Here is an 18,898-nt window from a genome sequence, read left to right as displayed (position 1 = left end):
GCCGTACAGTCGCCAACTATTGGGCACGAATGCACAACTGCATGGGAGGGGAGGGCGATGTACAAGGTTTATGGGGACTACCAGTCGGGCAACTGCTACAAGGTCAAGCTGATGTTGAGCCTGCTGGGTCGGCCGTATGAGTGGCACCCGGTGGATATTCTCAAGGGGGAGACCGAGACCCCCGAGTTCCTGGCGATGAACCCCAATGGCAAGGTGCCGGTGCTGGAGCTGGAAGACGGCACGTACCTGTGGGAGTCCAACGCCATCCTCAACTTCCTTGCCGACGGCAGTGACTTCCTGCCTACCGAGCCGCGCTTGCGCACGCAGGTGTTGCAGTGGCAGTTCTTCGAGCAGTACAGCCATGAGCCTTACATCGCCGTGGCGCGGTTCATTCAGTTCTACCTGGGGCTGCCGGATGACCGGCTGGAGGAATACCGCAAGCTGCACAAAGGTGGCTACAAGGCGCTCAAGGTCATGGAGCGGCAGTTGCAGATGACGCCGTACCTGGTCGGCGAGCGCTATTCGATTGCCGATGTGGCGCTGTATGCCTATACCCATGTGGCCCAGCAGGGTGGGTTCGACCTGGCGGACTACCCGGCGGTCAGGGCCTGGCTGGAGCGGGTGGCCAGCCACCCTCGGCATGTGCCGATGGTGGGCTGAGCCGGCCCGTGCCTAGAGGTCAGGCGAAGCGCTTGTCCAGGTAGGCAATGATCGCCTTGGACTCGTACATCCAGCTCACCTTGCCGTCTTCCTCGATGCGCAGGCACGGCACTTTGACCCGGCCTCCGCCTTCGAGCAGCGCCTGGCGATGCACCGGGTCGTTCTTGGCGTCACGCAACGCCATCGGCACATTCAGGCGGTGCAGGGTGCGGCGGGTCTTGACGCAGAATGGGCAGGCATGGAACTGGTACAGCGCGAGGCTACTGGCCGCTTGCTCGACGCGCGCCTGGGCGGCGGCATCGCGCTTGCGCTTGGCTGGGCGGCTGATCCAGTCGCCGAACACGATGAGCTGGCCGAGGCCAACCCGTAGGGCTTTGACGATCATGGGCAACTCCTGAAAAGAAAAAGCCGACCCCGCAGGGTCGGCTCGGGATCACCAGCCGATCACTTGATCAGGCTGAGGAACTCGCTGCGGGTGGCCGCGTTTTCGCGGAACTCGCCCAGCATCACCGAGGTGATCATGCTCGAGTTCTGCTTCTCGACACCGCGCATCATCATGCACATGTGCTTGGCTTCGATCACCACGGCCACGCCAGCGGCGCCGGTCACCTTCTCGACAGCTTCGGCGACCTGGCGGCTGAGGTTTTCCTGTATCTGCAGGCGACGGGCGTACATGTCGACGATGCGGGCAACTTTCGACAGGCCCAGAACCTTGCCCTTGGGCAGGTAGGCAACGTGAGCTTTGCCGATGAAAGGCAGCATGTGGTGCTCGCACATCGAGTACAGCTCGATGTCCCGGACCAGCACCATCTCGCTGTTATCGGAGGTGAACAGCGCGCCGTTGGTGACTTCTTCCAGCGTCTGCTCATAACCGCGGCAAAGGTACTTCATGGCCTTTGCAGCCCGCTTGGGCGTGTCGAGCAGGCCCTCACGGGAGACGTCCTCGCCGATCTGGCTGAGAATCTCGGTGTAGTTCTGTTCCAGGGACATGTATCTACCTGTGGGAAAAATCGCAAAAACGAAGGGTACGGCGGCAAGGGCGGCGCTGCAAGCGCGGCGTTACTCGTCGCGTCCTTCAAGCATGGTTCGTTTGAGCATCACGTAGACTGCGCCGGTGCCGCCATGGCGCGCATTGCACGAGGCAAAACCGAGCACTTGCGGGTGCTGACGCAGCCAGGTGTTGACGTGACTCTTGATCATCGGGCGCTTGCCGTCGAGGCGTGCGGCCTTGCCGTGGGTGACGCGCACGCAGCGCACTTCCAGCTTGGTGGCCTCGGCGATGAAGTCCCAGAGGGTCTCACGGGCTTTCTCGACGGTCATGCCGTGCAGGTCGAGGCTGCCCTCGAAGGCGATCTGGCCGAGTTTGAGTTTGCGCAGCTGGGTTTCTTGCACGCCGTCACGGCGCCACATCAACTCGTCTTCGGCGCCGACGTCGATGACGAACTGGTCGGACATGCCATCGATCACCAGTGCCTTGTCGCTGCGCACGGTGGCCGCCTGCCGCAGGCCGGCCAGTTGCTTGCGGTCGGCCTTGGGTTTGCCGACCTCGGCACGGTCGTGCTTGATCGGCTTGACGCCGCGCACTTCGGCATGGAACAGGGAAAAGTCGTTGTCTTGCATGATGCCTCCACGTGGGCGGCGTAGTTTACGCGACTGTGGGCGGCTGTGCAGCCATGTGTAGTCTGCGCGGGCTTCTTCGCGGCATCAGTGGAAACGTCAGTCGTGCTTTTTCATCAAATGCGGCGACAGGTTCAGCTCACGGCCACGGCGCAGGCGAATGCGGCTACGCCGCCAAAACCTCACGCCCAGCCACAGCAATAACAACCCCCCTGCCGTGAGGGTGGCCGACAGCGGCCGGTTGGCATTGAGTTCGGCCAGGGCCGGGTAATTGCCCAGCAGGCCGGCGATGCCGGCCATGGCCAGCAGCACACCCAGCGTTGCCAGCAGGGCCGACAGGCCGGCGGCCAGGCGAGCGCCCCAGTTGCGTGGTTCGCGCGGGCGCAGGCGCTTGGCGTCGAAACTGCCTTTGAGCTTCATTCCGATTTCCTCTGTGGATATCCGGAATTCGACCTGCGCTCGCCCGTTGGGTTCCGCCCGGCTGCCGGGCGGTAATTACCGGCCTTTGGATCAGATCAGGCTGGCGGTAGGGGCGACACAGGCGAAGTTGTCGGCCATCACGGCCATTTCACACTGGTGGATCTGCGCGGCCGGGATCACTCCGTCCTTGAACGCCAGGTCGCGGGTCGCCGAGGCGTCCTCCACCAGGGTGCACCGATAACCATAGTCCTTGGCGCGGCGCACGGTGGTGCTGACGCTGGAATGGCTCATGAAACCGCAGACGATCAGGTCCAGGTGGCCAAGCTCCTGCAAAGTGTCGTGCAGCTTGGTGTTCTTGAACGCGTTGGGCATGCGCTTTTCAATGACGATTTCGCCATCGTGCGGCTCCAGCCCGGGGATGAACTGGCCGCCGCTGCCTTGTGGGTCGAAGCGGCCACCGACAGTGCCCAGGTGGCGGACGTGGATGATCGGGCGGCCGCTCTTGCGCGCAGCGTCGAGCAACCGGGCGATGTTGGCCACGGCCTCGTCCATGCCCGACAGCGCCAGGGGACCACTCAGGTACTCCTTCTGCGCATCGATGATGATCAGGCTGGCGTGGCTCAACTTGGCCGGCGGGTAGTCGCGGCCAGTGAGGCGGAACATCGTGGTTGGAACGGACATCAAGGGCTCCTTGGAAGGGCTTTTGTATACCTATTGTCCCTTGCCTTGGCGTCAATGGGAATGGTTGACATCGCAAGCGGCGTAGTTACTGGCCTGTGGCTAGCCTTTGAGCGACCCGAAGGAACATTTGTGCGGGTTGGGCTGTTAGACTTTTGTACGGTCTGAATTAGGAGTACCCCGTGATCACATCCCGTCTGCGCACGCTGCGCGACTACATCCGCTGGGCGGTCAGCCGCTTCCACGAGCGCGAGCTGTTCTTCGGCCACGGTGCCGACAACGCCTGGGACGAAGCCCGCTTGCTGGTGCTGGGCGCCGTGCACCTGCCGTGGGAGGTGGCCGACAGCTACCTGGACTGCATGCTCGAGGACGACGAGCGCGTGCGCCTGCAGCACCTGTTGAAGCGGCGCATCGAAGAGCGTGTGCCAACCGCCTACTTGTTGGGCGAGGCGTGGTTTTGCGGCATGTCGTTCATCGTCGACGAGCGGGTGCTGGTGCCCCGTTCGCCCATTGGCGAGCTGATCGAAAAACGTTTCGAGCCGTGGCTGGCGTCAGAGCCTGCGCGCATTCTCGACCTGTGCACAGGCTCCGGTTGCATCGGCATCGTGGCGGCCGAAGTGTTCCCCGAGGCTGAAGTGGTGCTGGGTGACCTGTCGTTCGATGCCCTTGAGGTGGCGAACCAGAACATCGAACGGCATGGCCTGGACATGCGCGTCTACACCGTGCAGGGCGACGGCTTCGATGGCCTTCCAGGGCAGCGTTTCGACCTGATCCTGTCCAACCCGCCGTACGTCGACGCCGAAGACTTCGATGACATGCCGGCCGAGTACCACCACGAGCCCGAACTGGGCCTGGCCTGCGGTAACGATGGCCTGGACCTGGTGCGGCGCATGCTTGCCGAGGCGGCAGACCACCTCAACGACAAGGGTTTGCTGATCGTCGAAGTGGGCAACAGCCAGGTGCATGTCGAGTCGCTGTACCCCGAGGTGGATTTTGCCTGGCTGGAGTTCGAGCGTGGCGGGCATGGGGTGTTCATGCTGACGGCCGAGCAGTGCCGCCAGCATCAGGAGCTGTTCAAAGCCCGCGTTTGACTTGGGGCTGCAGCCACCCTTTCAGCGGGTTGCAATCCAGATCAGCAACCCGGCCTGAAACACCGCAAAGGCCACCAGGCAGGTGATGGTAAAGCGCAACCCGCCGTCTTCGCGCCGGTACTTGGCCACCCGCTCATCCCGCTCACGCAGTTGGCCTTCCTTCTCTTGCAACTGCTGGTCGGCCTGCTGCAGCAGGTTGGCCGCGTCGAGAATCTCGACCCGCTGCAGCCGCTCGTTGCTCCAGGCGGCCTTGAGCTGGCCCACCGTGATTTCCACGGTGCGGCCTTTCAGGTGCTGAGGGTCTTCATATTCGACCTTGATGCCAACCCCATGCAGGAACTGGTCGCGGCGCAGGCGTGAATCCTCGCTCAGGGCATCCTTGTTCGGCAGTGCCATGCCTTCGACCTGGTAATGCGACCACTTGCGCTGCAACCATTGCACGGCCTGGGCCAGCATGAAGCGGCCGATGCCGCGGTTCAGCGGCTCCAGTTGCAGGCCCTGGTCGCTGCCAATGCGCACCCGGCGCTCGGCGTGGTCGACGCGGATGTCCAGGTGGTTCTGCTCTTTGCGCACTTTTTGCCCAGGCAGCTGGATTTCCATACGCAGCAGGCTGTGCGCCTTGTCGTGGCGCTCGGCATAGCCGAACTGCACGAACCGCAGCGGGCGGGCGCCGGTGGCGCGGTCGGTGGGCAGGGGCGCCAGGCGCAACAGCTGGAAGTGTTCGACGGCAAGGTCTGCCCAAGGCAGCGTGGCGCCGTCCTCGGGTTGTGGCTGTTCGGCCGGGTCTACGGCGGTAGGGGCAATGGTCATCAGGGCTGTCCTTATGTACGTGCTGGCAGCCTGAGGGGGCACTGCGTGCCCCTTTCGCGACGCAAGGCCACCCCTACAGGGCATCGCGTGCTTTTTTGTAGGAGCGGCCTTGCGTCGCGAAAGGGCTGCGCAGCGGCCCCGGATTCTCGCCACCACCCACGTTATCGGCAGCGGCGTTCAAGACCTGAGGGTCAGGCCGATGGCAAATGCTGGATGAACGTCACGATTCGCTCCCCCAGTTCGCGAGCCAGAGGCAGCTCTGGGTTGAGGTAGCTGTCACGTTGCTGGCTCATGCCCTTGGGGCTGATGCGCAGCATGTGGTTCATGCCATCGATCAAGACCAGTTGCGCATCAGGTTTAGCTGCCTTCAGGCGTTCGGCATCGGTCACGTCGACCTGCACGTCATTACGGCCCTGGACAATCAGCGCCGGCATCGGCAGTTGCGCGAACGCCGCCGCCGGGTTCTGCCGGAACAGCGAAATCAGGTAGGGCTGCACGCTGGGGCGGAACACCTGGCGCAGCGGAGCGGGTACGTCCAGGCTGGTCTGCCCAGCCTGCAGGCGGTCGAGCAAGGCACTGCCACGGGCCAGTTGGGCGGGCGGCAGGCGCTGGGCCAGCTGTTCGCGCAGCACCTCAGCCAGCGGCCGGCCGCTGCCGGCCAGGGTGATCACCGCGCTGGCGCCGGCCTGCTCGGCAGCCAGGCTGGCGATCAGCGCGCCTTCGCTGTGGCCGACCAGAATCAGTGGGCCGAAACGCGGGTCGGCCTTGAGCTTGCGGCTCCAGGCCACCACATCGGCGACATAGCGCTCGACGCTGAGGTCACGTTCGTCGGGCGTCGCCGGTTGGCTGGCGGCCACGCCACGTTTGTCGAAGCGCACGCTGGCAATGTGGTCGCCGGCCAGCAACAGGGCCAGCCGCTTGAGGTTGTCGATACGCCCCGAGGCCGGGTTGTTGCCGTCGCGGTCCGTCGGGCCGGAACCAGCGATGATCAACACCACGGGGGGCGGGGTGGCCTGCTGCGGCAACAGCAGGCTGCCGTGCAGCACGCCCTGGCCGGTGTCCAGGTCGATGGGGCGTTGCAGGACGGTGGGGGAGGCGGCCTGGGCGAGGCTGGCACAGAGCATGAAAAGCAGGGCGACGAGGCGCGGCATCATGGGGTACTACGGTGGGGAGGTGATGAATATGACCTAATGTTTGCGTGAAGGTTCGCAAGGCCAGTACAGACGACCATTCCTGTTGAAATTTTCCGTATACTGCCGCTTTCGTTCATCTCAGGCAGACTCGCGGAGCGTCCATGTCCGGCAATACCTACGGCAAGCTGTTCACTGTCACCACCGCTGGCGAAAGCCATGGCCCGGCGTTGGTCGCCATTGTCGATGGATGCCCACCGGGCCTGGAGATCTCCCTGGCCGACCTGCAGCATGACCTCGACCGGCGCAAGCCCGGCACCAGCCGGCACACCACCCAGCGCCAGGAGCCGGACGAGGTGGAAATCCTCTCCGGTGTGTTCGAAGGCCGTACCACGGGCTGCTCGATCGGCCTGCTGATCCGCAACACCGACCAGAAGTCCAAGGACTATTCGGCGATCAAGGACCTGTTCCGCCCGGCGCACGCCGACTACACCTACCACCACAAGTACGGTGAGCGAGATTACCGCGGCGGCGGGCGCAGCTCGGCCCGCGAAACCGCCATGCGCGTGGCGGCGGGGGCCATCGCCAAGAAGTACCTGGCCACCCAGGGCATCACCGTGCGCGGCTACATGAGCCAGCTCGGCCCGATCGAGATCCCGTTCAAGACCTGGGCATCGGTAGAGCAGAACGCCTTCTTCAGCCCCGACCCGGACAAGGTGCCGGAGCTCGAGGCCTACATGGACCAGCTGCGCCGCGACCAGGATTCGGTTGGGGCCAAGATCACCGTGGTCGCCGAAGGGGTGATGCCGGGCCTGGGCGAGCCCATCTTCGACCGCCTCGACGCGGAACTTGCCCATGCGCTGATGAGCATCAACGCGGTCAAGGGTGTGGAAATCGGCGCGGGCTTTGCCAGTGTCGCCCAGCGTGGCACCGAGCACCGTGACGAAATGACCCCGGAAGGCTTCCTCAGCAACAACGCTGGCGGCATTCTTGGCGGTATTTCCTCGGGGCAGCCTATCGTTGCGCACCTGGCGCTGAAACCGACGTCGAGCATCACGGTGCCGGGCCGCTCGATCGATGTGAATGGTAATCCGGTCGAAGTGATCACCAAGGGGCGTCATGACCCGTGTGTCGGCATCCGCGCCACGCCGATCGCCGAGGCGATGATGGCCATTGCGCTGATGGACCACCTGCTGCGTCACCGTGCGCAGAATGCCGAGGTCAAGGTCAGTACCCCGGTGCTGGGCCAGCTCTGATTCGTCGGTACCAGCCTCTTCGCGGGTTTAGCCGCGAAGAGGCTGGTAAAGGCAACAACAAAACTGGCTGAGCCACCATGTCCCCGATTCCCTACTGGCGCCTGTCCAGCTTCTACCTTTTCTACTTCGCCCTGCTGGGCTCCACCGCCCCCTTCCTGGCGTTGTACTTCGACCACCTGGGTTTCTCCCCGGCGCGCATCGGCGAGCTGGTGGCCATCCCCATGCTGATGCGCTGCATCGCGCCCAACCTGTGGGGCTGGCTGGGCGACCGTACCGGCCAGCGCCTGCTGATCGTGCGCCTGGGGGCGTTGTCCACCTTGGCCAGCTTCGCCCTGATCTTCTTCGGCAAGAGCTACGCCTGGCTGGCGCTGGTCATGGCCTTGCATGCGTTTTTCTGGCACGCGGTGCTGCCGCAGTTCGAGGTCATCACCCTGGCCCACCTGCACGGGCAGACGTCCCGCTACAGCCAGGTACGCCTGTGGGGCTCGATCGGTTTCATCCTGACCGTGGTCGGCTTGGGCCGGTTGTTCGAGTGGCTGAGCCTGGACATTTACCCGGTAGCCCTCGTCACGATCATGGCCGGTATCGTCGCCGCCAGCCTGTGGGTGCCCAATGCCCAGCCGGTGGAGCAGGGCGAGCGCAGCGGCACGGGGGGCTTCGTGCAGCAGCTACGGGCGCCTGGGGTTATCGCGTTCTATGTGTGCGTGGCGCTGATGCAGCTCAGCCACGGGCCGTACTACACCTTCCTCACCCTGCACTTGGAGCACCTGGGCTACAGCCGTGGCGCCATCGGCCTGTTGTGGGCGCTGGGGGTGGTGGCCGAGGTGCTGGTGTTCATGGCCATGAGCCGGGTCTTCGCGCGGTTTTCCGTGCAGCGGGTGCTGCTGGCCAGCTTCCTGTTGGCCGCCGTGCGCTGGCTGTTGCTTGGCACCTTGGCGGATGACCCGGCAGTGCTCGTGCTGGCCCAGGTGATGCACGCGGCTACTTTCGGTTGCTTTCATGCCGCTTGCATTGCGTTCGTCCAGGCCAGCTTCGGCGCGCGCCAGCAAGGCCAGGGCCAGGCGTTGTACGCGGCACTGTCGGGCACCGGCGGTGCGCTTGGCGCCTTGTATTCGGGCTACAGCTGGAACCTGCTGGGGCCAGCCTTCACCTTTGGTATGGCCAGTGCCGCAGCCTTGGCCGCAGCCGTTATCATTGCCCTTTGTTCGCAATCGACCAGGACCCGCCACTGATGAGTATCCTCAGCGTTTTCCACCCGTCCAGCCCGGAGCTGCCGAACAAGCTGCTGACCCACCACGACGATATACAGGCCACGCTGGCCGAGCAGGGCGTGCGCTTCGTCCACCGCCCGCTTGAGCTAAGGGTTCGCCCCGGCAGCGCCACAGACGAGGTCATGGCCGCGTGCGGCGACTACCTCGATCAACTGATGACCGGCCATGGCAGTACGGTCTTCGCGGTACTCAACCGTGACGGCGCGGACCCGCTGCAGGCCGATGTGCGTGATGAACACGTGCATGACGCCGAAGAGGTGTTTGCGGTCGTCAGCGGGCGGGCGCAGGTGGGCTTGCGCCTGGGTGGGTTCGTGTATTCGGTGCTGTGCGAGAAGGGTGACCAGCTGGTGGTCCCGGCCGGCACGCGGCGCTGGGTAGAGCTGGGGGAGACGCCGTTCTGCGTGGCGTTGCGGTTGTTTGGCAGTGAGCAGGGGATGCAGGCGAGGCTTACCGGGGACGAGACTGCCCGAGCGTTCTTGGGCATCGACGAGCTGTGATACGTGTGCCGGTTTCTTCGCGGAGCAAGTCTGCCCCGCGAAGAAACCGGCAAAAGAATCAGCGATAGGTCGGCAATGCAAACCGTTGCTGGCTCTGCAGCATGGTAATGACGGGCAGTTCGCTCGCCTGTTCAGCCAGGTCACGGCGAATGGCGCTGATCGCCCAGGACAGCTGCTCGGCGCTGTGCAGTTGCCCGTAGGTCAACACGCGGCGGGTAACCTTGCCATCAGCGGCACGCAGGGTCAGCAAGACACCACCATCGGGGCGGGGCTGGGTAGCGACCTGGTAGGCCGAAAACACCGAGACGAACTTTTCCTGGATGAGGTCCATATCAACTCCTGACTGTTGTGTGGCAGACGTGAGTTGATGGTTGCAGCGACCGTGCCAAAAAACTTTCTAGCTAAAAGTCCTTTAAAATCAATGTCTTGAGCTTATTTCGCCAGGGCTGTCTCGTGCAACCTGCATGGTCGTGCATTTTGCACAGTGCATTTTGCACGAGCCCTGAGTTAACTATCGGCTCGATAGAATCTGAACCTTTGACCCGCCGGGCTTGCCTGACAAAAAATTAGGCAATCATTTCTGCCAGGAGGTTCAACATGTCCACCCAACCCGCGCCCGCCGCCATGACCGATGACGAAACAGCGGCCTTTGCCGAGCAGGTCTTCGAGCGTGCCCGCCAAGGCGATGCCGACATGCTCGGGCGCTTGCTTGCCAGCGGTCTGCCGGCCAACCTGCGCAATCACAAGGGTGACACCCTGCTGATGTTGGCCAGCTATCACGGCCACCACGACGCGGTTCGCGTGCTGCTGGAACACAGCGCCGACCCGCTGCTTGCCAATGACAATGGGCAACTGCCGATTGCCGGCGCTGCGTTCAAAGGCGACCTGGCGATGATCCGCCTGCTGCTGGAGCATGGCGTGCCGGTGGATGCCGCCGCCCAGGACGGGCGCACCGCGCTGATGCTGGCGGCCATGTTCAACCGCCGCGAGATCATCGACTACTTGCTGGCCCAAGGTGCCGACCCGGCGCGCCAGGATGCCCGTGGCGCCACCGCGCTGATGGCCGCGCAAACCATGGGCGCAGTCGATGCGGTAGCGCGCTTGCAAGCGCTGGCCGGCTAACCCTGAGGGGGCGTTTGCGGCTATCCTTGGCGACTTTTCACCCGCCGCAGGCCCCCTACATGAAAAACCAGTTGCTCGAACTCATCACCCTCATTGGCGCCGGCTGCATGCGCGAGGAAGACATCGAGCGCATCGCCGACGAGGCCGCACAGGCCTACGCCGACCCAGCCGCCTTCCTGGCGGCCAATCCGGACATCAACTACGACGACAGCTTCCCCATTGCCTTGGGTGAGTGGGTCGTGCTCGGCAGCCTGCCGGACACCGTGTTGTTCCAAGCAGACAGCTACCAAGAGCTGTTCCAGAACATCACCGATTCGTTCGACAAGAGCGTGCCATTCACCCTCAAAGCCAAGCAGCTGGCGCGCACCGAGCCGCTGACCGCACTCAATCGTATCCAGGTGCAGATGGGGGCCTTGAACAAGGAGGCTGGTGGTTATGTGCTGCTCAATTTCAGCCAGTTGCTGGATGATGAGTTGCAGATGGTGATGGTGGGCCAGCACGACTTGGCACGGGTGCAGGAGCTGGGGGCCGAAGTCGGGATCAAGGTCGAGCCGGCTTTGGAGGCTTTGAAGGTCGCGGTTCACGTTTGACCTGATCGCTTGCTGTACCGGCCTCTTCGCGGGACAAGCCCGCTCCCACAGGTTTAAGTGCACCTTCAGACTTGTGGGAGCGGGCTTGTCCCGCGAAGAGGCCGGCCCAGACAACCGAGCGCTTCAGCCCAGCGCGGTATCCAGGAACATCATCACCCCGAACCCGCCCATCAACCCCAGGGTCGCCGCCGTCTGGTGGCCGTTGCGGTGGGTTTCTGGAATCACCTCGTGGGACACCACGAAGATCATCGCCCCCGCCGCCAACCCCATGCTAATCGGGTAGGCCAAGGCGAAGCCGGTGGAAATGCCCAGGCCGATGACTGCGCCCAGCGGCTCCATCAAGCCCGAACCGATCGCCACCAGCGCCGCCTTCATGTTCGACAGCCCCGTGGCCCGCAGGGCCAAGGCCACGGCCAGGCCTTCAGGGATGTCCTGGATGGCGATTGCGCTGGTCAGCGGCAGGCCGATGTTCATGTCGCCATTGGCGAAGCTCACACCAATTGCCATGCCCTCGGGCAGGTTGTGCAAGGTAATTGCCAGCACGAACAGCCACACCCGGTTGATGCGTTCTGCCTCTGGGCCGCATCGGCCAGTGCTTTCATGTTCGTGCGGGGTGAAACGGTCCAGGCCCAGCATCAGCAGCACGCCCAGGCCCATGCCCAGCACCACGGTGAAGGCCGCCGCCGGGCCGTTGCCGGTGATCTCGCGGGCGGCGTCCAGGCCCGGCAGAATCAGCGAGAATGAACTGGCTGCCAGCATCATGCCCGCAGCAAAACCGAGCATCACATCCTGGGTGCGCGCGCTGACATCGCGCAGCACCACGGCCAGGACTGCCCCCAGGGCGGTGGCAGCAAAACCGGACAGGCCGCCCAGCAACGCCAGGTGCAGGTTGTCGGCATGGTCACCGCTGACCGCGTTCCACAGGCTCGCCGCCAGCAGCACGACGACCGCTAGCAGGCTCAAGCCCAGGCCGGCGCTGAGCCAGGGGGTGTTCACCACCTGTTGTCGCCAGGCGCTCAGCAACGAAGGGGAAGTGGCCGTTTCGGTATGGGCGGGTGGCATGCGAACCTCGAATCAGTGAATACAGGCAGTCTAAGCAAGGACCCGCGCAATCGGCCAAGGATTCCCTTCTATCGACGTGATAGCTGGCTATGCTGTGCTGCAACGTCTTTGCAGGGGAGTAACGGGCATGGGGTCCACATTCAATGGCCTGGTTGGGCTGATCATTCTGGCGCTCGATATCTGGGCGATCCTCAATGTGATCAAGAGCGGCAGCGAAGTGGGGGTCAAGGTGCTGTGGATTTTGCTGATCGCGCTGCTGCCGGTGATCGGGCTGGTGATCTGGGCGATTGCCGGGCCCAGGGGCAATATACGCATCTGACGCCCTGTGTGTAGGAGCGGCCTTGCGTCGCGAACGGGTCGCGCAGCGGCCCCTGATATGTGCGGCACCGCCGAAATCGAGGGGCCGCTGCGCAGCCCGTTCGCGACACAAGGCCGCTCCTACACACACACACAGGCAACGGTTGTGAAATAAGCAGAAATGCGGCCGTGACAAAATTTTCACATTGGTTTAAACAGAATCCGCACCCGCACAATGCTGCGTTGGTATAAGCCAGCGCCATCTCCGCAAACCCGCAATCCTAGGACCTTCCCATTCATGGCTAACACGGATGCCTTGAGACAGGGCGCGCGAGCGTCGTTCGCGCCGACCCTGAAATCCCACCTGGCCTACACGCTGCTCAGCGCCCTGGTCATCATGCTGATGCTCAGCCTCGTGCGCCTGGCGCTGTTGGTTTACAACAGCGACATGATCGGCGATACGCCCTATGCGACCGTCGCCGAAGGCTTCCTCAACGGGTTGCGCTTCGACCTGCGGGTGGTGGTGTACATCAGCATTCCGCTGCTGCTGGCCATTCTCAGCCCCTGGGCCATGGCCCGCCGTGGCGTGTTCCGGCTGTGGCTGACCATCGCCTCGAGCGTGGTGATGTTCCTCGGCCTGATGGAGCTGGACTTCTACCGCGAGTTCCACCAGCGCCTCAACGGGCTGGTGTTCCAGTACATCAAGGAAGACCCCAAGACCGTCATGAGCATGCTCTGGTACGGCTTCCCGGTGGTCCGCTACCTGCTGGCCTGGGTCGTTGGTACCTGGCTGCTGAGCCTGCTGTTCAAGGGCGTCGACCGCATGACCCGTGGCAGCCAGTCGGCCGGCGCTACCCTGCAGCGCCCTGCAGCAAAGTGGTACAACCGGCTGGCGGTGTTCATGGTGATCCTGCTGGTGGCCGTGGTTGCTGCCCGTGGCACCCTGCGCCAGGGCCCGCCGATGCGTTGGGGTGATGCCTTTACCACCGACTCCAACTTCGTCAACCAGCTTGGCCTGAACGGCACCCTGACCCTGATTGACGCAGCCAAGAGCCGCTTCGGCGAAGACCGCGCCAATATCTGGAAGCCTGTGCTGGACCAGCCGCTGGCCACGCAGACCGTGCGCGAGCAACTGCTGACCGCCCACGATACCCTGGTCGACGCCGACGAGGCTGCGATCCGCCGTGACTTCGTACCGCCAGCCGAGCGCACCCTGCCGATCAAAAACGTCGTGGTGATCCTCATGGAGAGCTTCGCCGGCCACTCGGTAGGCGCCCTGGGCAGCCCCAACAACATCACCCCGTACTTTGACAAGCTGGCCAAAGAAGGGTTGTTGTTCGACCGCTTCTTCTCCAACGGCACCCATACTCACCAGGGCATGTTCGCCACCATGGCTTGCTTCCCCAACCTGCCAGGCTTCGAATACCTGATGCAGACCCCGGAAGGCGGCCACAAGCTGTCTGGCCTGCCGGCACTGCTCAGCGCCCGCGACTACGACGATGTGTACGTCTACAACGGTGACTTCGCCTGGGACAACCAGTCCGGTTTCTTCGGCAACCAGGGCATGACCACCTTCATTGGCCGTAACGACTTCGTCAACCCGGTGTTCTCCGACCCGACCTGGGGTGTGTCCGACCAGGACATGTTCGACCGTGGCGCCGAGGAACTGGCCAAGCACGACGGCAAGAAGCCGATCTATGCGCTGCTGCAGACCCTGTCCAACCACACCCCGTACGCGCTGCCCAAGGACCTGCCGGTAGAGCCGGTCACCGGCCAGGGCCGCCTGGACGAGCACCTGACCGCCATGCGTTACTCCGACTGGGCCCTGGGCCAGTTCTTCGAGAAGGCGCGCAAACAGCCGTACTTCAAGGAGACGCTGTTCGTCATCGTCGGTGACCACGGCTTCGGCAACCACCAGCAGGTCACCGAACTGGACCTAGGCCGCTTCAACGTGCCGCTGCTGCTGATTGCCCCGGGCATCCAGGAGAAGTTCGGTGCGGTCGACCACACCGTCGGTACCCAGGTCGACATCGTACCGACCATCATGGGCCGCCTGGGTGGCCAGACCCGCCATCAGTGCTGGGGCCGCGACCTGCTCAACCTGCCTGAGGGCGACCAGGGCGTTGGCATGATCAAGCCGTCGGGCAGCGAGCAGATCGTTGGCCTGGTGCAGGGTGACCGCATCCTCATCGAGTCCAAGGACATGAGCCCGCGCATGTACCGCTACCAACTGGGCAGCGAGTTCAAGGCCGAGCTGATCGAAAGCCCGGACCAGCCGGAAATGCTGAAAAAGCTTGAAGCGTACATCCAGACCGCGACCAAGAGCCTGTTGGACAACACCGCAGGTGTCGTGCACGGCACACCGAAGTAACGCTGCAACAGGGGCCGCCGTGCGGCCCCTCGTCGGCAAGTGTGGAAGCGGCCCGAACGCCACCACAGAGTCCTGCCAACTGAACAATTGCCCCCGCCCAAGGTCAAGCTATACAGACGTCACACACCCGGCGTTGTTTGATTGAGAGGGCTCGTCCAATGAAAGAGTGGGAAGTCATCTTTGCCGACCAGAAAGGCGAACCGACGTCATTGAAGCTGCGGGCCGAGCAGTGCCCCAGCGAAGAAGACGCGGCCCGTGCTATTCGCTCGCAGCTGTTTCCGGTCATGGATGAGCTGGACCTCAACGACTTCCAGGACCGCACAGTATCCCCCACGGCACGCTGGCTCAAGGAGCAAACTGGCGTGACCATCACCGATATTCACGAAGCGCCCTGATCCGTGCGTTGACGTGGTGCCTGCCCAGGCACTACGCTGGAGCCAGGTGCCAGCCTTTTCTGCGGGCCGGCACCTTTCAATTCGCGTCTTGCATCAGCTCTATACAACTCGATCTGCCCGGCACCGCCGGCAGGTACGTAGTGCCCGGAAAGTCTATCCATTGCTTTGCAGGAGGACGATTCATGAGCAGCCAGAACGACGATATCAGCAGCAATGTCCTGCGCCAGATGAAAGCTGGCGGTTTCGATTTCACCCGTATCCATCCCATCGAGTTCTACGCAGTATTCCCAGACGAAGCCGGCGCACGTCGTGCAGCCGGGCAATTTCGTGGCGAGTCCCTCAACGCCCAGGTGCGCGAAATGAAAGACGGCGCCTGGTACCTTGAACTGAGCAAGGTCATGTATGCCACTTATGGAGGGATTGGCGACTTCGAAGATACGTTCGAGCAGCTCGTGTCACCCTACGGCGGCGAAGTCGAAGGGTGGGGTGTCAAGCACGAGCGGTTGTGCGCCTGACACTCATGGACCGGGGGCTGCCAAGCAGCCCCAGCATCTCAGCGCTTGCGCCCAGCCATATGCCCCAGATAAGCCAATAGCGCATCCAGCTCCTGGTCGCTCAGCACACCCTCTGTAAACCCCGGCATCTTCGCCTGTGGCCAGCGCCGCAGGCTCTGTGGGTCACGTATCAGCTGGCGCAGAAACGCCGGTTGGAAGTACTCGGTAGGGTTGTGCGGCAGGTTCAGGTCCGGCCCCAGCTGGGCGTCACCTGCACCATTGAGGCGGTGGCAGGCCAGGCAGTTCTGCTGGAACAGCGCAAAGCCCTGGCGCACCGGGTGCTCGGCCGGCAGCTTCGGGTCTGGCAATAGCGCGGGGAAACGCTGTTCGACCGAGGCCAGGCGGCGGATGGTGGCGATCTGAAACGGCCATTGTTCCGGGCGTATGCCACTGGCTTGCGGTGCCGTCCATACCAGATAGAACGGCCCGGCACTCGGTTTGCCTTTGCCCAGCCCTGGCCACGGTTTGGCGGGGTCTTCGATCGCCAGCCAGGCACGTGCCGGCCCTTCCTGCAGCAGTGGGGCGGCGGGCATTTCGGCAGCAAAACCATCCAGGGCCACGGCTTGCAGGTGGGCGCTGGCGCCTACCCCCTGCAGCAACGCAGCCAGGGGGACGGCCCGATAGTGCATGGGGCGCTTATAGGAAACGTCCTGCTCGATGCGGATGTCCTGGGCCTGCGGGTGGCCAAGCAGTTCAGCGCTGCTCCACTGGCGCGAGTGTGCACCCGCCTCCAGGTGCAGCTGCGCCGCCGACAGTGGCAGGCTCAGTAGCAAGGCGAGTAGGGCAAGGCATTGGCGCATGGTTAATCTCCGACCATCAAGGCCGGCAGGTTACCTGTGCGTTGCCTGTTGGCGCCACAGCCGCCGTCAGCCGAACAAACGTGTCAGGTTCGGCAGGATCAGCAGTAAAGTCGTGGCAAAGACAATGAGCCCCGCTTGGCGTATTTTTGATTGTCTGAACATGGCGGACCGCCTTCTTGTTGTTATTCCTGAATACCCGTTGGCTTCCTTGTCGCGTCTCGGGTCGATCGCAGTGGCGACTGTTGTCGCCTGGTCTGCTTGCCTCTTGAACGTGCATATACAACCAACAGTAGGGTGTGTGGCATCCATGTTTGAGAACCCTTTGTTCTAATTGTAAGGTCAGTTAATTTCATTGCGTTATGAGGCCAATTGCCAGCTGGCTGGCATGCTCTCACTAGACCGCTGCGTTGGCGCCAACGATACGCCGGCAAAATATGACCGTTCGTCAGTGCGGCCTACTTGCTTGTACGTGCCTTTCGCGGCAGTCTCTACAGCAGATTCCCACCCATGTCGTTCAGGACTATCCCTATGTCGTTACGCATCTGCATCCTGGAAACCGATGTCCTGCGACCGGAGTTGACGGCGCAGTACCACGGCTATGGCAGGATGTTCGAGCAGCTGTTCTCGCGTCAGTCGATCGCCGCCGAGTTTCGTGTGTACAACGTGATGAACGGCGACTACCCCGCCGACGATGAAGTGTTCGATGCCTATCTGGTGACTGGCAGCAAGGCCGATTCGTTCGGTTCCGATCCGTGGATCCAGCAACTCAAGGCCTACCTGTTGAAGCTTTACGCACGCGGCGAGAAGCTGCTGGGCGTCTGTTTCGGCCATCAACTGCTGGCCCTGACCCTGGGTGGCAAGGCTGAACGGGCGGAGCAGGGCTGGGGGGTGGGTATCCACCGTTACTCACTGGCGGCACATGCGCCGTGGATGGACCCGCAGGTGTCCGAGCTGACCTTGCTGATCAGCCACCAGGACCAGGTGACCGAGTTGCCGCAAGGCGCTACCGTAATTGCCTCCAGCGACTTCTGCCCAAACGCCGCCTACCACATTGGTGACCAGGTGCTGTGCTTCCAGGGGCATCCGGAGTTCGTGCACGACTACTCCAAAGCGTTACTGGATGCGCGCCAGGCGTATCTGGGCGATGAGGTTTACCACAAGGCCGTGGCCAGCCTGGCCACCGAGCATCAGGGCGACCTGGTGGGGGAGTGGATGTTGCGGTTTATTGAGCAGCCGGTGAACAAGGGTAATCTGGCGTGAGGGGTTTGGGGTCGCCAAGCGGCCCCGGCAATCTCACAACCAACCCGATTTCTTGAAGCTGGCATACAACCCCGTGCACCCCAGCCCAATCACCCCCAGCACGCCAAAATACCCGTACTGCCACCCCAGTTCGGGCATGTTCTGAAAGTTCATCCCATAAATCCCGGCAATCGCCGTAGGGAAGGCCAGTATCGCTGCCCAGGCCGCGAACTTGCGCTGCACGATGCTCTGGCGCGACGACTCCAGCAACATGCCGATCTCGATGGTCTGGCTGGCGATATCGCGAATGCCAGCCAGGTCCTCCATCTGCCGCGTAACGTGAATTTGCACGTCGCGAAAGTAAGGGCGCATGTTCTTGTCGATGAACGGGAAGCTCAAACGCTGCAGTTCCTCGCTCACCTCCACCATCGGCGCCACGTAGCGGCGTAAGCGCAGAATATCGCGGCGCAGGCTGTGCAGGCGGCGGATGTCATCTTCCTGCAGCGAGCCACCGAGCACGCTCTGCTCCAGCTCCTCGATCTCGCCATGAATGGCTTCGCTGACCGGTTGGTAGTTCTCGGTCACAAAATCCAATAGCGCGTACAGCACGAAGTCCTCGCCGTGTTCCAGCAGCAAAGGCCGCGCCTCGCAGCGTTGGCGCACCAGGGCATAGGATTTGGAGTGGCCGTTGCGACAGGTGATGATGTAGCCATTGCCGGCGAAGATGTGGGTTTCGATGAACTCCAGCTTGCCCTCATGACGCACCGGCGAATAGGTGACGATGAACAGCGCGTCGCCAAAAGTTTCAAGCTTGGGCCGGCTGTGTTTTTCCAGGGCATCTTCGATGGCCAGCTCGTGCAGGTTGAACTGGCGCTGCAGGGTGGCCAGCTCCTCGGCGTTGGGCTCCTCCAGGCCGATCCAGACGAAGTGGCCAGGCTTGCACGCCCATTCGCTGCCTTCGTCGATGCTGATATTGGTGACTTTTCTGCCGGCGCTGTACACCGCCGATGCCACGACTCGACCCATGGTTGTCCACTT

The 18,898-nt window shown here is 63.0% G+C and carries 23 protein-coding genes; 12 read left to right on the top strand and 11 right to left on the bottom strand.

All coding sequences use genetic code 11. From position 1 onward, the window contains the following. Positions 1 to 57 precede the first annotated feature (57 nt). On the top strand, positions 58 to 660 hold the full coding sequence (locus PC358_RS14145) for a glutathione S-transferase family protein (RefSeq protein ID WP_033700660.1): 603 nt from the start codon (positions 58 to 60) through the stop codon (positions 658 to 660). Between the two features lie 19 nt (positions 661 to 679). Here the strand turns inward: PC358_RS14145 and PC358_RS14140 are convergent, their stop codons facing one another. From PC358_RS14140 to PC358_RS14120, 5 genes are all read right to left on the bottom strand, one after another. Then, positions 680 to 1,045 carry a glutaredoxin gene (locus PC358_RS14140; RefSeq protein WP_033700658.1) on the bottom strand — a complete coding sequence of 122 codons (366 nt, stop codon included), beginning with the start codon at positions 1,043 to 1,045 and terminating at the stop codon, positions 680 to 682. Between the two features lie 59 nt (positions 1,046 to 1,104). After that, a complete protein-coding gene (gene folE, locus PC358_RS14135) occupies positions 1,105 to 1,650 on the bottom strand; it encodes a GTP cyclohydrolase I FolE (RefSeq protein WP_033700657.1) in 546 nt (181 codons plus the stop codon). Between the two features lie 69 nt (positions 1,651 to 1,719). Continuing rightward, positions 1,720 to 2,280, bottom strand: coding sequence for a Smr/MutS family protein (locus PC358_RS14130; RefSeq protein ID WP_033700655.1), 561 nt, complete (start codon positions 2,278 to 2,280; stop codon positions 1,720 to 1,722). A gap of 96 nt (positions 2,281 to 2,376) precedes the next feature. After that, a complete protein-coding gene (locus PC358_RS14125) occupies positions 2,377 to 2,697 on the bottom strand; it encodes a hypothetical protein (protein WP_033700654.1) in 321 nt (106 codons plus the stop codon). Between the two features lie 90 nt (positions 2,698 to 2,787). Continuing rightward, complete coding sequence (locus tag PC358_RS14120) at positions 2,788 to 3,378, bottom strand: cysteine hydrolase family protein (RefSeq protein ID WP_033700653.1); 591 nt, start codon at positions 3,376 to 3,378, stop codon at positions 2,788 to 2,790. 179 nt (positions 3,379 to 3,557) lie between these two features. Between PC358_RS14120 and prmB the strand changes: the two genes are divergently transcribed. Beyond that, positions 3,558 to 4,466, top strand: a complete 909-nt coding sequence (prmB, locus tag PC358_RS14115; protein WP_033700652.1) for a 50S ribosomal protein L3 N(5)-glutamine methyltransferase — start codon at positions 3,558 to 3,560, stop codon at positions 4,464 to 4,466. Between the two features lie 21 nt (positions 4,467 to 4,487). Here prmB and PC358_RS14110 read toward each other — a convergent pair whose 3' ends face one another. Then, positions 4,488 to 5,276 carry a hypothetical protein gene (locus PC358_RS14110; RefSeq protein ID WP_033700651.1) on the bottom strand — a complete coding sequence of 263 codons (789 nt, stop codon included), beginning with the start codon at positions 5,274 to 5,276 and terminating at the stop codon, positions 4,488 to 4,490. A gap of 191 nt (positions 5,277 to 5,467) precedes the next feature. Then, complete coding sequence (locus PC358_RS14105; RefSeq protein WP_033700650.1) at positions 5,468 to 6,430, bottom strand: alpha/beta hydrolase; 963 nt, start codon at positions 6,428 to 6,430, stop codon at positions 5,468 to 5,470. 140 nt (positions 6,431 to 6,570) lie between these two features. On the opposite strand from PC358_RS14105, the gene aroC reads away from it, so the two are divergent. The 3 genes from aroC (at position 6,571) to PC358_RS14090 (ending at position 9,430) form a co-directional block, all read left to right on the top strand. Then, positions 6,571 to 7,662: a chorismate synthase gene (gene aroC, locus PC358_RS14100; RefSeq protein WP_033700649.1), complete on the top strand. Its 1,092-nt coding sequence runs from the start codon at positions 6,571 to 6,573 to the stop codon at positions 7,660 to 7,662. A 77-nt stretch (positions 7,663 to 7,739) separates the two neighbouring features. Next, entirely contained in the window at positions 7,740 to 8,894 is a 1,155-nt protein-coding gene (locus PC358_RS14095) for an MFS transporter (RefSeq protein WP_033700648.1), read from the top strand. Beyond that, positions 8,894 to 9,430, top strand: a complete 537-nt coding sequence (locus tag PC358_RS14090; RefSeq protein ID WP_033700647.1) for an oxidase — start codon at positions 8,894 to 8,896, stop codon at positions 9,428 to 9,430. The genes PC358_RS14095 and PC358_RS14090 overlap by 1 nt, the downstream gene beginning before the upstream one ends. A gap of 58 nt (positions 9,431 to 9,488) precedes the next feature. Here the strand turns inward: PC358_RS14090 and PC358_RS14085 are convergent, their stop codons facing one another. Beyond that, a complete protein-coding gene (locus PC358_RS14085; RefSeq protein WP_033700646.1) occupies positions 9,489 to 9,761 on the bottom strand; it encodes a DUF3509 domain-containing protein in 273 nt (90 codons plus the stop codon). A 266-nt stretch (positions 9,762 to 10,027) separates the two neighbouring features. On the opposite strand from PC358_RS14085, the gene PC358_RS14080 reads away from it, so the two are divergent. Further along, positions 10,028 to 10,552, top strand: a complete 525-nt coding sequence (locus PC358_RS14080; protein ID WP_033700645.1) for an ankyrin repeat domain-containing protein — start codon at positions 10,028 to 10,030, stop codon at positions 10,550 to 10,552. Positions 10,553 to 10,611: 59 nt separating this feature from the next. Further along, a complete protein-coding gene (locus tag PC358_RS14075) occupies positions 10,612 to 11,142 on the top strand; it encodes a hypothetical protein (RefSeq protein WP_033700644.1) in 531 nt (176 codons plus the stop codon). 123 nt (positions 11,143 to 11,265) lie between these two features. On the opposite strand, the gene PC358_RS14070 is transcribed toward PC358_RS14075, so the two are convergent. Then, the gene (locus tag PC358_RS14070; RefSeq protein ID WP_033700643.1) at positions 11,266 to 12,204 is read right to left on the bottom strand and encodes a ZIP family metal transporter; all 939 of its coding nucleotides are present in this window, start codon (positions 12,202 to 12,204) and stop codon (positions 11,266 to 11,268) included. A 127-nt stretch (positions 12,205 to 12,331) separates the two neighbouring features. On the opposite strand from PC358_RS14070, the gene PC358_RS14065 reads away from it, so the two are divergent. The 4 genes from PC358_RS14065 (at position 12,332) to PC358_RS14050 (ending at position 15,782) form a co-directional block, all read left to right on the top strand. After that, positions 12,332 to 12,523, top strand: a complete 192-nt coding sequence (locus PC358_RS14065) for a PLDc N-terminal domain-containing protein (protein ID WP_033700642.1) — start codon at positions 12,332 to 12,334, stop codon at positions 12,521 to 12,523. Positions 12,524 to 12,799: 276 nt separating this feature from the next. After that, the gene (locus tag PC358_RS14060; protein WP_033700640.1) at positions 12,800 to 14,872 is read left to right on the top strand and encodes an LTA synthase family protein; all 2,073 of its coding nucleotides are present in this window, start codon (positions 12,800 to 12,802) and stop codon (positions 14,870 to 14,872) included. A gap of 158 nt (positions 14,873 to 15,030) precedes the next feature. Continuing rightward, on the top strand, positions 15,031 to 15,267 hold the full coding sequence (locus PC358_RS14055; RefSeq protein WP_033700639.1) for a hypothetical protein: 237 nt from the start codon (positions 15,031 to 15,033) through the stop codon (positions 15,265 to 15,267). A gap of 182 nt (positions 15,268 to 15,449) precedes the next feature. Beyond that, the gene (locus PC358_RS14050) at positions 15,450 to 15,782 is read left to right on the top strand and encodes a ribonuclease E inhibitor RraB (RefSeq protein ID WP_033700638.1); all 333 of its coding nucleotides are present in this window, start codon (positions 15,450 to 15,452) and stop codon (positions 15,780 to 15,782) included. A gap of 38 nt (positions 15,783 to 15,820) precedes the next feature. Here the strand turns inward: PC358_RS14050 and PC358_RS14045 are convergent, their stop codons facing one another. Next, positions 15,821 to 16,621 (bottom strand): c-type cytochrome, encoded by an 801-nt coding sequence (locus tag PC358_RS14045; protein WP_033700637.1) that lies wholly within the window; start codon positions 16,619 to 16,621, stop codon positions 15,821 to 15,823. Between the two features lie 528 nt (positions 16,622 to 17,149). On the opposite strand from PC358_RS14045, the gene PC358_RS14040 reads away from it, so the two are divergent. After that, positions 17,150 to 17,881, top strand: a complete 732-nt coding sequence (locus PC358_RS14040) for an amidotransferase (RefSeq protein ID WP_033700636.1) — start codon at positions 17,150 to 17,152, stop codon at positions 17,879 to 17,881. Between the two features lie 33 nt (positions 17,882 to 17,914). On the opposite strand, the gene PC358_RS14035 is transcribed toward PC358_RS14040, so the two are convergent. After that, positions 17,915 to 18,886, bottom strand: coding sequence for a magnesium and cobalt transport protein CorA (locus PC358_RS14035; RefSeq protein ID WP_033700634.1), 972 nt, complete (start codon positions 18,884 to 18,886; stop codon positions 17,915 to 17,917). Positions 18,887 to 18,898 lie beyond the last annotated feature (12 nt).

The organism is Pseudomonas capeferrum, assembly GCF_000731675.1.
GTDB classification, from domain to species: Bacteria; Pseudomonadota; Gammaproteobacteria; order Pseudomonadales; family Pseudomonadaceae; genus Aquipseudomonas; species Aquipseudomonas capeferrum.
This window is presented reverse-complemented; position numbering and strand designations above follow the sequence as displayed.